Annotated in this window: 14 protein-coding genes; all 14 read left to right on the forward strand. The window is 44.9% G+C overall.

Annotation, left to right across the window (positions count from 1 at the left end):
- The first annotated feature begins 137 nt into the window (after positions 1-137).
- The 14 genes from NLBNIHML_RS25780 to NLBNIHML_RS25845 all read left to right on the forward strand — a co-directional run bounded on the left by NLBNIHML_RS25780 (position 138) and on the right by NLBNIHML_RS25845 (position 14,873).
- Positions 138-611: a GNAT family N-acetyltransferase gene (locus NLBNIHML_RS25780; RefSeq protein WP_494353127.1), complete on the forward strand. Its 474-nt coding sequence runs from the start codon at positions 138-140 to the stop codon at positions 609-611.
- Positions 612-869: 258 nt separating this feature from the next.
- Positions 870-1,253: a VOC family protein gene (locus NLBNIHML_RS25785; protein ID WP_339303347.1), complete on the forward strand. Its 384-nt coding sequence runs from the start codon at positions 870-872 to the stop codon at positions 1,251-1,253.
- A gap of 220 nt (positions 1,254-1,473) precedes the next feature.
- Entirely contained in the window at positions 1,474-2,193 is a 720-nt protein-coding gene (locus NLBNIHML_RS25790) for a class I SAM-dependent methyltransferase (protein WP_339240693.1), read from the forward strand.
- A gap of 69 nt (positions 2,194-2,262) precedes the next feature.
- A complete protein-coding gene (locus NLBNIHML_RS25795; protein WP_339259912.1) occupies positions 2,263-2,988 on the forward strand; it encodes an SDR family NAD(P)-dependent oxidoreductase in 726 nt (241 codons plus the stop codon).
- Between the two features lie 25 nt (positions 2,989-3,013).
- Positions 3,014-3,703 carry a response regulator transcription factor gene (locus tag NLBNIHML_RS25800; protein ID WP_091033021.1) on the forward strand — a complete coding sequence of 230 codons (690 nt, stop codon included), beginning with the start codon at positions 3,014-3,016 and terminating at the stop codon, positions 3,701-3,703.
- The gene (locus NLBNIHML_RS25805; protein WP_494353128.1) at positions 3,700-4,698 is read left to right on the forward strand and encodes a sensor histidine kinase; all 999 of its coding nucleotides are present in this window, start codon (positions 3,700-3,702) and stop codon (positions 4,696-4,698) included. Before NLBNIHML_RS25800 ends, NLBNIHML_RS25805 begins: the two co-directional genes overlap by 4 nt.
- Before the next feature lie 116 nt (positions 4,699-4,814).
- The gene (locus NLBNIHML_RS25810) at positions 4,815-5,570 is read left to right on the forward strand and encodes an ABC transporter ATP-binding protein (RefSeq protein WP_339259915.1); all 756 of its coding nucleotides are present in this window, start codon (positions 4,815-4,817) and stop codon (positions 5,568-5,570) included.
- A complete protein-coding gene (locus NLBNIHML_RS25815; RefSeq protein WP_494353129.1) occupies positions 5,567-7,492 on the forward strand; it encodes an FtsX-like permease family protein in 1,926 nt (641 codons plus the stop codon). The genes NLBNIHML_RS25810 and NLBNIHML_RS25815 overlap by 4 nt, the downstream gene beginning before the upstream one ends.
- Before the next feature lie 196 nt (positions 7,493-7,688).
- Positions 7,689-8,228 (forward strand): CDP-diacylglycerol--glycerol-3-phosphate 3-phosphatidyltransferase, encoded by a 540-nt coding sequence (gene pgsA, locus NLBNIHML_RS25820; protein ID WP_494353130.1) that lies wholly within the window; start codon positions 7,689-7,691, stop codon positions 8,226-8,228.
- 191 nt (positions 8,229-8,419) lie between these two features.
- Complete coding sequence (locus NLBNIHML_RS25825; protein ID WP_494353131.1) at positions 8,420-11,089, forward strand: winged helix-turn-helix domain-containing protein; 2,670 nt, start codon at positions 8,420-8,422, stop codon at positions 11,087-11,089.
- 135 nt (positions 11,090-11,224) lie between these two features.
- Positions 11,225-13,285 carry an S-layer homology domain-containing protein gene (locus tag NLBNIHML_RS25830; protein ID WP_494353132.1) on the forward strand — a complete coding sequence of 687 codons (2,061 nt, stop codon included), beginning with the start codon at positions 11,225-11,227 and terminating at the stop codon, positions 13,283-13,285.
- Between the two features lie 156 nt (positions 13,286-13,441).
- Positions 13,442-13,867: a GNAT family N-acetyltransferase gene (locus NLBNIHML_RS25835; protein WP_494353133.1), complete on the forward strand. Its 426-nt coding sequence runs from the start codon at positions 13,442-13,444 to the stop codon at positions 13,865-13,867.
- 40 nt (positions 13,868-13,907) lie between these two features.
- Positions 13,908-14,342, forward strand: a complete 435-nt coding sequence (locus NLBNIHML_RS25840) for a GNAT family N-acetyltransferase (RefSeq protein ID WP_494353134.1) — start codon at positions 13,908-13,910, stop codon at positions 14,340-14,342.
- A 108-nt stretch (positions 14,343-14,450) separates the two neighbouring features.
- Entirely contained in the window at positions 14,451-14,873 is a 423-nt protein-coding gene (locus NLBNIHML_RS25845; protein WP_494353135.1) for a hypothetical protein, read from the forward strand.
- Positions 14,874-14,992 lie beyond the last annotated feature (119 nt).

Here is a 14,992-nt window from a genome sequence, read left to right on the forward strand (position 1 = left end):
ACACTTTATTTATTATTCGGGTACGAGAGGACGGGTGGCGGCAATGAAAATGGCGTTTGTTTTATTTGATGGAATGACAAGCTTGGATTTGGCTGGATTCTATGAAGCTGTGACCTTTAAGGGGAGGGGGTGGCAAGATGACTATTCGTCTTTTTCAAACGATTGATCAGCCAGCAGTGCTGAAAATGATGACGGATCATAATTTTCAATTCCCTTCGTTTATACGCGAACAGTATCCTGCGCGCTGGGATTTATTTTTAAATATGATGGATGAACGGATCAGTGCTTATTATGTCATGGTTGACGAAGCAGATGTTGTCATAGGTCATGCTGGTTATATCTTTCAGCCTACGGTTAACCGATATGAAATCGTTGGCGTTGTTACGTGTAAATCACACCTTCGACAAGGTGTAGCACGTACACTAATTACTGAAATATGCATGAAAATAGCTGAATTTGGATGTAGTGATATCATGCTTTACACACTTGATCATGCAGAAAATGAAGCAGCGCTCGTATTTTATGAACGAATGAATTTTCAAAAGGAAGGTATTGATATGAATTATTATACCTCGGGATTCCATAGGCTGGCTCTTGTCAAAACATTATAAGTAACTTCGAGAAATCCATTTTACTCAAAATCTGATCTTGATTTGTTAAGCTAATTTAAACTATCTGCATAGTGAAGGGGAAGCTCCCATTCTCCAAAGTAGGATCGCTACATCGGTCTGATCTGAAACTTCGATCAAAGCAGTGTAATGCCAAAGAAAGATAATGAAAAAGCTGTCCTGCATGTTATACTCTATTGGAAGTTGAGGAATGATAAGCAGGATGTTGAGAGATTAGATGATCAGAGGAGTGATTGTTCCATGTTTAGCAAAGTCGGCCAAATTATGTTGTATGTCAACAATCAGGATGAATCACTGGCATTTTGGACGGAAGTTGCAGGATTCCACATTGTGGATGAAGTAAACCTCGACGAGGGCATGAGATGGATTGAGATTGCGCCTACCCCAGATTCGCAGACGAGCATTATTCTCCATGACAAAGAGTTTGTCGAGCGGATGTCGGCGGGTGTAAATCTGGGTACACCATCATTAATGTTCTTTACCGAAAATCTGGATCAACTATATGCTGACTTGTCTGGAAAACATGTAACGGTTGGAGAGATTGTCGAGATGCCAACGGGGCGTGTCTTCAACTTTGCTGATAACGAAAAAAATTACTTTGCAGTCATGGAACGGGCGAAGTAAACTGTAACTCATAACTGCTACAATTGTTAGCGATCGACATCCAAGTCGGTCGTTTTTTTGTTGGAAAAATCTTATATTTCAGAGTAGAAAAATACAAGAAAAATAGAGGATTAATGGTTAAAAATGTTATAATAAAGTGTAGCTAATTTAATGAAAATTGACGAGAAATGAAGGGTCTGAACTGAAGTTTCGGATGGATGACTTAAGGAGGAATGTAGTAGTGGAAAAGACGATTAAAAGTGTACAGGATCTGTACGATATGCTCGATGCAGACTTCAGATCTGCCAAGCAATTTTGGGAGCCTTTCTATGAGGATCGGAACAGACCCATACCCTTTTTCCCAAACAAACCGGATGAGAATCTGGTAGCGCATGTGAACGCAGGTTTGCTGGCAGGTGGCAAGGCACTGGAACTGGGTTGTGGTCCAGGCAGAAATGCATTGTATTTGACCCGCCAAGGATATCAGGTAGATGCTTATGATCTTTCCAAGACAGCTATTGCCTGGGCTAAGGAGAGGGCGGCAGAAGAGCAACTGGACGTACATTTTGAATGTCGCTCCGTGTTCGAACTGGCCCCGCAGCAAGAATATGATCTTGTCTACGACTCGGGTTGTCTGCATCATCTGCTACCTCATCAGCGGATTCCTTACATAGAGATGATTCACCAAGCGCTCAAGCCCGGAGGATACTTTGGGATGAGCTGTTTTGCTCCTGGTTTTGGCGGTCAAGGTGGGCCGGAGAGCGTCATGGATGATTGGCAGGTATATCAAGAGAAGTCGATGAAAGGCGGACTGGCCTTTACGGAGGAAAAGCTCCGTTATTTACTACAAGATCCATTTGAATGCGTGGAATTACGTCCTATGAAGGCGATGGGCCAGGATGAGAATTGTTTTGGATTACCCATTTTGTGGGTGACCATGTGGAGAAAACCGGGCGTGTAGTTATAGAGTTATAAAGTCATAGGGTGGAGTTTAACTAATACTGCATTGAGCGAGAGAAGGCGGGGGAATATGAGACAGAGGTATTTTATCATTACAGGTACATCCAAAGGAATTGGCAAACAGCTCGCGGAGTTGTTGTTAGCCAGGGGAGACTGGGTCTATGGCATTTCACGCGGGCATTCGCACGAGTTGGAATCAAGCGAGGAATGGAGCGGGCGTTACCATCATGTTCAGTACGATCTAGCCGACCTGACGGGGATTGATGATATGGTTACACGTGTATTGGACGAAATCCCTTCTCAGGAAGCTGATTGCATTGGACTCATTAATAATGCAGCGATGCTGGAGCCTCTAGGACCCATAGAACAATGCAGTGCGGCAGAGATAAGTCAGAGTCTTAACATCAGTCTTGCAGCGCCAATGATACTGAGCTCATCTTTTATTCAACAAACCAATCACCTGTCCGCCAGACGTAAAATTGTTAATCTCTCATCGGGTTCGGGAAGTTATCCCGCGCCTTCAATGGCAGTGTACTGTACATCCAAAGCAGGCCTGAACATGTTCACCCAATGCGTATCTTTGGAGCAAACGGGTCAACAGAATCCTGTTGAGATCATTGTTTTTGATCCGGGGATGGTCGATACAGAGTTACAGGCTGCTGCACGAGGCAAAAGTACAGAGGAGTTTGCGCTTGCAGGCATGTTCAATCAAGTGTATGAAGCAGGCCAATTAAGATCGCCACGAGACGTCGCGATACAGTTGATCGAGCGGATGGATGGACACAATCAACCTTAGAAGAACAGAAACGTGGTGAACTCTCTTGTTTAAAATTATGCTCATTGAAGACGACGAATCGTTATTTAATGAAATCAAGGAACGGTTATCCCAATGGTCGTATGACGTGTATGGTGTGCAGGACTTTGGCAAGGTATTGCAGGAGTACAGCGTAATTCAGCCGCAATTGGTCATTATTGATATTCAGTTGCCCCAATATGACGGGTTCCATTGGTGTCGGATCATTCGTTCGCATTCCAATGTGCCGATTATCTTTTTGTCCTCACGGGATCATCCTGCGGATATGGTCATGTCCATGCATTTGGGCGCAGACGATTTTATCCAGAAGCCGTTTCACTTCGATGTATTGATTGCCAAGATTCAGGCAACTCTGCGGAGGGTGTACAACTACAATACAGAGCATATTGAACTCCGGACTTGGCGCGGTGCTGCAATTGAATATGTGAAAAATACACTCACTTGCGGGGATGAATCTGTTTTGTTAACCAAAAATGAGATGTTCATCCTTAAAGTGCTGGTGGAGCACAAAAATCAGATCGTTACCCGTGAGGATCTCATCCGGAGCTTGTGGGATCACGAGCATTTCGTGAGTGACAATACGCTGACGGTTAACGTTAATCGGTTACGGAAGAAGCTTGAACCCATCGGCTTGGAGCGATACATTGAAACCAAGGTAGGTCAGGGGTACATGGCAACGGAAGAGGCAGAAGCATGAAGTACATACGAGAAAGGGCTAGTTGGTTATGTCTACTGGTAAGCATACAACTTATTATTTTATTGGTAGCTTACCTGGACTCGTCCATTCCATTCCAATCTGTGGTGTATATCGTAGTGCTGAATGTGGTGGTCTGTCTTGTTTTTATCTGGGCGAGATATCTGAAAGAGACTCGTTTCTATAAAAAGTTGAGCACCTGGGATCAAACTTATAATCTGGGAGAACTCGATATCGCCGATAGTCCGTATGAGCACATCGTACATGAGGCCCTCAGTTCCCAGACACAGCGATATCGTAAGGAGTCGTCACATCATTTTATCGCTCTGGAACAGGAGAAGGACGAGATGTTGTCCTGGATTCATGAGGTGAAGACCCCACTGACTGCGTTGCAACTGATGATCGAGCGCTTGCCAGATGATAAGCTACAGAGCCAAATGACATATGAATGGTTACGAATCCATCAGTTGCTGGATCAGCAGCTTCATCAGAAGCGGATTCCGTTCATGCATAATGATCTGTTCATCGAAGAGACGGAATTTGAACCGATATTGAATAGTGAGATTCGAGCACTGAGATCGTGGTGCATATCCAAGGGGATTGGCTTTGATGTGTCGTTGATGGTATCGCGTGTGCTCACAGACAGCAAATGGTTAGGCTTCATCCTCCGGCAGTTGTTGAGCAATGCGGTGAAATATAGCGATTCATCGGACATCCTCATTGAAAGTCGGGAACAGGATGGACATGTCATACTGAGGATTAAGGATCACGGGCGAGGGATTGAGGCTCAGGATCTGCCGCGTATATTTGATAAAGGATTTACGTCTACCCGAGGCAGAATGGATGGAGCGGCGACTGGGATGGGGCTGTATCTGGTTCGTCAGGTGGTCCAAACCCTTCATATGCGCATTCATGTAGAGTCTTCTCCTGGCGAGGGCACTACCGTCACACTTACTTTTCCGCGAAAGAACGACATGGTGCATCTTGCAGGCGTGTGACAATAATGTCACATGCTTTTTGGTTTTGTTCGGTGAATCACACGATAACACTGCACATCCCGCCTATGATATAGACATGGGCATTTTGCAGAAGTTCAAAGAGGAGTGAGTGGGATATGTGGATACTGGAAGCCAAAAAAATTCATAAAGTCTATGGTAATAAACTGAATAAACAGGAAGTGCTGAAGGGGATTGATCTCGGGGTAAGCAAGGGAGAGTTTGTCGGTATTATGGGGCCATCGGGTTCGGGTAAAACGACACTGCTTAATGTACTTTCCTCCATCGATCGGGTGAGCCAGGGCACGATTGATATTGAGGGCAAGGAATTCACCGGAATGAAGGAGAAACAGCTGGCTGAGTTCCGCAAACATCATCTGGGCTTTATTTTTCAGGAATATAATCTGCTGGATACCCTTACGGTGAAGGAAAATGTATTATTGCCGCTCTCGATCACGAGCATTCCAAAACAGGAGGCACACCGGAAGTTTGAACAGATTGCCAATGAACTGGGCATCTACGAATTGAAGGACAAGTATCCATCCGAGATTTCAGGTGGGCAGAAGCAGCGGACTTCAGCAGCACGAGCATTTGTCCATGAGCCAAGTATCATCTTTGCGGATGAGCCAACCGGAGCGCTCGATTCCAAGTCTGCCTCCGATCTGCTCGGCAAGTTAAGTGAGATGAACAGCACCCGAAAGGCAACCATTATTATGGTTACCCATGATCCGGTTGCTGCAAGTTATTGCAGCAGAGTGATCTTCATTCGAGACGGTCAGATCTACACCCAGCTGAATAAAGGAGACGAGTCCCGGCAATCGTTCTTTAATGACATTATCAAAACCCAGGGCGTATTGGGTGGTGTGCAGCAATGAGCTTGAATTATATTATCTTCCGTAATCTCAGGAAAAACTTGAAGAATTATTATCTCTATGTATTTGCGCTTGTGTTCAGTGTGGCTTTGTATTTTTCCTTTGTGACGTTACAGTATGATCCTTCCATGGATGAGGTAGCTGCTTCAACAAAAGGTGGGGCAGCCATAGGCGCATCTTCGGTATTATTAATCGGTATTGTCGGTATTTTTCTGTTATATGCCAATACCATTTTTATTAAGCGGCGCAGCAAAGAAATTGGATTATTTCAGTTGATTGGACTGACGAAGGGCAGAATTTTTGGTATTTTGAGCGCCGAGAACAGTATCCTTTATTTTGGCTCCATGGCCATTGGTGTGTTGATTGGTTTTCTTGCGTCCAAGCTTGTATTGATGATATTGTTCAAAATTCTCGGTGTGGATGCGATTACCAAACTGTACTTCTCTCCGATGGCACTGATGCAAACGGTGATCGTCTTTACGATGATGTATCTGCTCATCATGCTGATGAATTATATCTTTATCAAGCGCCAGAGTATTCTCTCGCTCTTTCGGGTGTCATCCACTTCGGAGCAGCAGGTGCAGAAGATGTCGTTTGGACAGATGATTGTTGGCGTCTTGGGCATTGCCCTGATGGTGTATGGATACTTCGTGTCTGCTCGGCTGTTCAGTGGTGAGGCAATGGATATGCAGCAGTTGATGTATACGATGATCCTGATTCTGTTCTCGGTCATACTGGGGACATACCTGTTCTATAAGGGGTCGGTAAGTTTTATCTTTAATCTGATTCGCAAAAGCAAAAACGGCTACCTATCCATTTATGAGGTGTTATCGTTATCTTCAATTATGTTCCGCATGAAGTCCAATGCCTTGCTGCTCACGATTATTACAACCGTATCTGCGCTTGCGATTGGCATGTTGTCACTCAGTTACATTTCATATTATTCGGCAGAGGCTCAGGCTAAGGAAAGTTTGCCGGAGGATTTCTCTTTTGCTCAGGTGGATGTGAAAAGTCGTTTTGTAGCGGAGTTGGAACACAAACAGATTGCTTATGAAGAGAAGCATAGAGAGCCTATCTATATTGAAATCGATGCACAGGAAGTGATGGATGACTCCGCAATGGAGGAGCTGTTGTTCAGCAGTGTGCTGAGTGACAACATGGTAGATAACATTGATGTGCAAGCAGGTGAAGTGGTCTTCATGGGATATGGAAATGCCATTAAGCAGTTAATTTCCATTCAGGAGAAAGGTCCAATCGTCTTGCACGGGTTGAAACATAGGCGGGCACAACAACTGATCGGAACAACTAAACAAGGCGTCCTTCCCACGTACTATACTAGGGGCACGCCTGTAGCGGTCGTGGATGAGACGGTATATCAGCAACTGAAGCAGGATATCGATCCCGAGCTGCAGAAAGTCGAGTGGGCTGACTACTATGGTGTACGTATTGTGAACGAGGGGCAGGCTGAAGATGCCTATGCCGTATATAAGGAGCAGCAGTTGGAAGCCCCAAGTTTCTCCCAGATTGAGTTCAGAAATAACCAACGTAACACGATGGGCCTAATTATGTTCATTGTTGGATTCCTCGGTTTGACGTTTTTAATTACATCAGGATGTATCCTGTACTTTAAACAAATGAATGAGAGTGAAGAGGAGAAGGGCAATTATACCATTCTGCGAAAGCTCGGATTTATGCAAGGCAATCTGTTGCGTGGCATTCAGATCAAGCAGTTGTTTAACTTCGGTATTCCACTCATGGTAGGATTGAGCCATAGTTACTTTGCCGTGAAATCAGGTTGGTTTTTCTTTGGCACGGAGCTGGCGACACCTACGGTCATTGTCATGATAGTCTATACATTGTTATATTCGATCTTTGGTCTGTTGTCCGTGTGGTATTATAAACGGGTAATTAAGGAAGCTTTGTAGAATGGGGATCAGGCGTATGCTGATATAACAAAAATAGTTTGAGTAAAGGGCAGCTGTAATATATACAGACTGTTCTTTTTTTTCTAAGTACATTACTTCGTGGAAAAAAGGATGAAATGGAATTGAGTCGAAATGATGATAGAGTCACGGAATCTGATCCAAGGATAACATTTGAATCGAGGAGAGGTGATGTTCAATGAATTATGCAAATAAAATCACGTTGGCAAGAATTGCGTTGATTCCATTGTTTATGCTCTGTTTCCTTAATCAGAGTAGCTTGTTGTTTGCACTTATTATATTTGCAGTAGCGGCAGGTACGGATAAATTGGATGGATATGTAGCGAGAAAATATAATCAGATCACGAATCTGGGAAAGCTTCTTGATCCGCTGGCGGATAAACTGTTGATTGCGGTAGCGTTAATCCTGATGGTTCAGGAGAATATGATCAGTTCATGGATTGCTGTAATCATTATTGGGCGTGAAATAGTCATTACAGCGTTACGAATGGTGGCAACGGAGCAGGGCATTGCTCTTGCAGCCGATCGATATGGCAAGATCAAAATGGTGCTTCAGGTGGCAGCGATTATTGCAATTTTGTTGAACAATGTTCCGATCAGTTTGCTGACTGAGGTGCGGGTTGACCTAATTCTATTATGGCTGGCGGCAGGCGTTACGCTGTTATCGGGATTGAATTATATTGTAGTGAACTATCAGTTGCTTCGGACAGAAAAATAGAAGAGCCAATCGGATAATGGTTGATAATCCGAATGTTACCCTGTACTTCATGTACACAGGGGTTGTTTGTCGTTGATTTCCGTTCAAAAATATGTGGGGCATAGTCATGGTTCCTTGTATACTTAGAATATCTGAATATACATAAAATGAATCGGAAAACAGGCACAACGGTGCTGATTCAGGAGGATCTCATGCAACAGGAACATACCGCTGGTCACCACGGGGACTGGCTTCAATTTATGATTTTAACAACCAAACTGGAACTTCCACCTTTGCCAGCGGACACAATGGAACGTCCACGGCTAAGTTTGCAACACGAAGAATTGTTCCAATCCAAAGTCACGTTGTTGACTGCCCCGGCGGGTTCAGGGAAGTCAACACTTTTAGGTAGCTGGGTGAGAAGTGCAGCTATTCATGCAGCCTGTGTCTGCCTGGATGATAAAGATCAGGACCCGCTTCAGTTTTGGCTCTACATTATTCATGCACTGGATCGCGTGAGTAAGGGTCTCTGCGGGGATGTACTGCCGCATTTTTTGCAACGGTACCCGGTAGATCCCAGGTCGGCATTGATATTATTGCTGAACCGTGTTGCCCAGACCAATCAACATGCGCTACTCATTCTGGATGACTATCATGCAGTTACCCAGCCGGAGATTCATGAACAGATGCAGTACTTTATTGAAAATCTTCCGCTATCCATTCATCTGGTCCTGTCTAGTCGCACATATCCTCCGTTCATGCTTGAAAAGATGCGTCTGAGAGGTGAGTTGAAGCAATTTACACTTCAGGAACTGGCATTTACGCCAGAAGAGGGCATTGAATTTTGCCAAGAGATCATGCATCTGGATATTACCGGGGGAGATGCGCGTGGATGGGTACAGCAGACAGAGGGTTGGGCTGCCGGTTTGAAGCTGCTCGCTTTATCTCACGCATGGGGTGGAAATGCTTCGGTCAGCCCTATGAATTCGATATCATCACCTCTGTCTCGTGAAGATTATGGAACAACTGGCGAGAGAACGATTTCGGATTACTTGCTCGAAGAGGTATTCCAGCGTCAGTCACCGCAAATGCAGCAATTTCTTCTCCGAACAGCGATCACGAGAAGAATGAACAGCAGTCTATGTAAGGTATTAAGTAATATGCAGGAAGCTCCGCAATTGTTAAGGCAACTGGAGAAGGAGCATCTTTTTCTTGCTCCACTTGATCGGGAAGCACACTGGTATCGTTATCATCATTTGTTCTCTGCATTTCTAAAGCGTGAACTGGATCGTTGTGGCACAGAACAAGTAAATGAATTACATGCTCTTGCTGCAGTTTGGTATGAGCGACAAGGGTACACGGCTGAAGCGTTGGATCATTATATCCTCGGACAGCATATGCAGGATGCAGCGAGACTGCTGGAAGAGTTGTTCGCCCATTTTATTATGGGAGAGTGGTGGACGCTCCGGCGATACTTTGATGTTGTGCCACTGGAGATCGTGAAATCACGTCCCAAATTATATATGTCTTATCTGTTCCTTGTTGCACGTGAAATGCCTTATGGACAGATGGTGAAGCAACTTGATGAACTGGAACATGTGATCCGGGTGCATCTTCAAGGGCAGCTGGAACCAGAGATTATCGGGTATTTGTTGCAAGTTATATGTGTAATGCGAGCTTATATGGCCTATCTGAACAGAGATTTGGAGGGGTTGACTCATTATTTGGTGTTCTATATTGATCAGGGATATCCCGATGATATTGCCTTTCAGTATATGGACTATGACCGGAGAGAGAGCATGCGCCTGCGCAGCTTTCATGGTGTTAATGGCTACTTGAGACGTGGGGAAGCTTGCTTCGGGGCGATTACGGAACGTTGGTATGCTGAACGTGCCTACGTGACGTCCTATTACGGTGTTGGATATGGTGAGATTTTAATGGAACAGGATCGAATTACAGAAGCGATAAGTTATGCGGACCGAGCGCTTGAAGTGGCTTTGCAGATCAAGGTGGCTGCGCTGCTCGTTCCTGCGTATGTACTCAAGGTCAGACTTGAACTTACAATGGGCCGACCTGAAGAAGGTTTGAAACTGCTTCAGCAGGTCTTGGGTTTATTATCTGTGAAGGACATGGAATACTGGCAGCCAGTACTGGAAGCACATCAACACCGAATTTTAATTGAAATGAGTCCAGTGGAATCGTCCCATACCATTCTGACTAAGCCTGCAAACGAAGGAGATGCAGCTGTTGAGATCAGCTGTGATCAGATCTTTCGATCCATGGTTCGCATACGTGCGATGATCATCCTTGAACAGTATGATCATGCACGAGAGGAATTGAGACGAATCCGTAAACTGGCTGAAGAACGGGACTTGCTTGCTGAACAGGTAGAGTGTGCTCTGCTAGAGTCAATCATGCTGCAAAAGCAGGCATCTACAGATGCCGGTGTTGTGGCGTTATCCCGTGCTCTGGTGCTGGGAGGACCCGAAGGGTATATCCGTTCATTTGTTGCTGAAGGTGAACAGATGAAGCGGCTGCTACAGGACTACCTGTCTCTGCGTCGCACGAAGGCAATACACGATGATGGTGTGAAAATGGCTTATGTGAAACAGTTATTGTCTGCTTTCGCAAGAGACAAACGGTTAAGAGGCCTCTCATCTGTAGGAGAGGCGAAGCTGGATACAAAGGAAGTGGGACTCAGCCCGATGGAGCAAAAAATATTCGGTCACATCGCTGAGGGCATGACCAGCAAACAGATTGCTGCCGAGTTTGGCATTTCACCTGGAACCGTTAATACACACATTCGCCGAGTGTTCGCGAAGTTGGGTGCGAGTAGTCGTACTCATGCTGTACAGATTGCGGAGCAACGGGGATTGTTATGATGTAGTGAAACGATGTCTACTCTTTTGTAGACTGTTTTCGAGTCAAGGTCTCTCCTACAATGAAGATAATCAAATAACGCTGACGAGTCTTTGCTGACACCAGAGTTATGTTCACGTGGGAGGTAACGTTAAGAGATGTCAACACGAATAACCAAACGTAAAGTTCATACGAAAAATAAGATCCGTAAGGTCTCGCCTTATTGGGCAGCCCTTCTGTCTTTATCTGTCATTTCTGTTCCCGGGATAGTGCATGCAGCGACTGATGCAGTAAACATTCGGGATTTGCAGCAGGCAGCACCATGGGCCAAGCAAGCTATTGAAAGGGCTGCCGAGCAACAGATGATTCTGGCGGACAAAGCAGGGAATTTCAACCCGACCGCAACGTTAACAAGAGGCGACCTTGCGTATACGCTGGCTCAACTATTGGAGTTGAACGTGTTGTCCTCAGTCCAGCTTCCAGATCTTTTATTCAGGGATTTGGATCATAACGCTGAGAATGGAACCTATATTCATGCCCTTCAAGTGGCAGGAATTATGAATGGTTATCCCGATGGTACGTTTCGTCCTGCCGGTCTGGTAACGAGGGAAGAGCTGGCAACGACAATTATTCGGGCTCTGAAGGCTAAAGGATATGACGAAACATTAAATTTGACCAAAGAGTTGTCATTTAAGGATACTTCCGATATTAGTGCCTGGGCATTGCCTAGTGTACAACAGGCTGTTGAATTGGGAATCTTGAAAGGGGACAATGGAAACTTTGCGCCGAAGCGTTCTACCTCCAGACAGGAAATGGCTGTGATCGCACTACGCACAACTGAAGTCATTCAAGTGCTTGATGAAGCTGCGAACCAAGGGGGTACCAACTCGGAATCCAATCCTGATGAGCCAGGAAAGGGAATTGAGGTGCAGGGTACAACTTCAGGCGGCAATAGCGCAGGAAACGCAAACAGTAATTCCGGGGTGACACCAGGGAATGGAACTGGAAGTACGGGTGGAGGAGGTGTATCTGCGCCAACTACGCCAACGAATCCTTCCACTCCGTCCAATCCAGGTACGGGGAACAGGGCGCCACTGGTTAGTAGTGGCGGTTTGCCTGATCAGGAACTTACACTAGATCATGCCGCATTGGACTTGGATGTCTCCACGTATTTTAGTGATCCAGATGGTGATGAATTGCAATTCAGTGTCATAACCGGAGATGCAACCATTGTTTCCTCTACTGTCGTAGAAAAAGTGATTCGACTTGTTCCACAGGCTACTGGAGTAACAACGTTGACGATCAAAGCAGCTGACGTCCAGGGTGCCAGTGTCACGGCACAACTCAACGTTAAGGTACAGGGCAATACGATAAGTCGTCAATTTCCTGATCCATATTTGGCTGGAGCAATTGCGTATTGGTTGCAAAAGGATGTGGATGATCCACTGACCAAAGATGAATTGGTGGAAGCTCTCATTCAGACCAATGGAGGATTGTATGCCAGAAATGCGGGCATTTCCGATCTGACAGGTGTCGAGATATTCAAAGGGCTGAACGTAACTGAAATCGACCTCTCTGGAAATGAAATAAGCAAAGCAGATGCCTCTGGATTTGATCGCTTGAATTGGCTTGATTTATCCGGTAACGAACTTACGCAAATTAATGTGACAGGACTGGATCAGCTGGAGTATCTGAATCTTGCGAATAATCGACTTGCTTTATTGGATGTGAGCGGACTAGACTCCTTGCAAGAACTGGATATGAACAGTAATGAGCTTGTTCATTTACCCGTTGGAATTGCTGGATTACCTGATCTGCAATATCTGGATGTGAGTAACAATCCCATAACACTGAGAGAAGAGGCTGACTTCACACTGCATCACACGTTGCTGCAACGTTTGGACAGGTATGACTTCGATGATGCGTCTCCTGTATTGGTAGAGGCACCTGCGGGTAATACCGCTTATGTTCATGGGGATGAGGTTGAGATTGACCTGTCCTTTATGTTTGAGGATGAAGATGACGTTAGATCAACTCTCACACTAGAGGCTGACTCCCCTGATCCACAACTGGCAGATGTCAGAATGATTGGACAGAAACTATACGTTACTGCACTGGGGACGAGTAGTGAGCCTATTCGGATTGAGGTGAAAGCTACCGACCCTCTGGGCAGAACCGGTGTAGGTCACGTGTACGTTGATCTGAGAGGAATAGAGTAGCGTAACTTAGAACAGCATATGTGAACTAATGCAAGTTACATCAACGTGCCTTCCTATATGGAAGGTTCGTTGTTTTTATTTTGTGTGAGATAACTTTATGTTAAAATATGCAAGAAATGAATGAGGCTGTGAGTAATGATGATAGGGGAGAAGAGGATGTCTAAAGGAAATATCAATCCAAGTACTTCAGAGGATTCAGATTATATTCGCCAGCAACTTATTGCATTTAATGCTGCACATGTGGGGGAGGAATTAAGGCATCGTTACGAGGAGTTGAATTTCAATATCAAAAATGAGACTGGCGAGATTGTTGCAGGTGTGATTAGTACACTTTGCTGGAACTGGCTGGAGGTTGATATTCTCTGGGTTGATTCTGAACAGCGGCATCGGGGATATGGTTCACAGTTGCTGCTTAAAGTTGAGCGAATTGCACGAGAGAAATCTTGTGATTTTGTCATGTTAAATACCTTTTCCTATCAAGCACCAGAATTTTACAAGAAGCACGGATACCAATTGATCACAACGATCGAGAATGCACCGACTGGACATAGTCATTATTATTTTAAGAAGGACCTCACGTAAGAAAACATATGCGAAATAGGATAAAATCAGGAGGATGACGATGGTTACCATTAAAGAAATCGGACTTGAAGACTTACCATCACTAAGCCAGCTATACAATGAGTTGATGGGAACGCTTACCAATGAGCAGCAGATGAAAAAGATGTTCCATTACATACAACAGAATCCCCATTATCATGTGCTTGGTGCATTTCACAATGGTAAACTGGTTGGGTCCGTTATGGGGATTGAGTGTATGGATCTGGTAGGCCCATGCAAACCATTCATGGTTGTGGAGAATGTGATTGTATCGGATCAAGTGCGTAGGCAGGGCATTGGGCAAAGATTGATGCTCCAGATTGAGCGGATTGCCAAAGATCTGGGCTGTGGTTACATGATTCTGGTGTCTGGCGATCAGCGCAAGGAAGCGCATATATTTTATGAGAAGCTGGGTTTCAAGGATGAGAAGGTGCAGGGTTACCGGAAGCATCTTTAAATATCCAAGCGGGTGATAATATTTTACACAAGTGGAAGGATTACTTAAGGAATATGGCGAATAAGGCATAGTCTTAACAAATGAAACGAATAAGAGGGAGGCACTCTCGTGCTCAAAAAATGGGCTAATGTTTTCATGATTCTGAGCCTGGTATTCGCCTTATGTTCCCCAACCTCCTATGCTGCCGCCAAAACGGTTAAGGTCACCGTGACGTTGGTGAGCGCAGAGCTTGTCGAGAACAACTCTGTCGGTAATGAATGGGCCATCGGAGCAAGTGTGAATGGAAAAGATCTGGAAGAGGGTTCATCGGTCACCTTAAATCTGAAGTCTACAGGTACGTTGAAACTGGAGGCCATCGCTGAAGAACAGGACAAAATTCCCGATTACGGGAGTAAAAGTACCAACGTCAAACTATCTTCGTTCTCCAAGTCAACCAACAAGACGCTTTCTGTGGTGGTGACCGAGAACAGAGGTCGGTATTCTGGTAACACAGCGACCTGGGCGTTCAAATTTAAGATTAGCAAGAAGTGAATAGGTACCAACCGTGTGATAAAAGGGAGCCGAGCTCTCTTTTTTTATTGTATAAATAATTGGTGATCTGAAGGATGATAACGTTTCGAGCTACGCTGATCTTTGTTAAACTAATGAAA

It is taken from the genome of Paenibacillus sp. JNU01 (genome assembly GCF_059130585.1).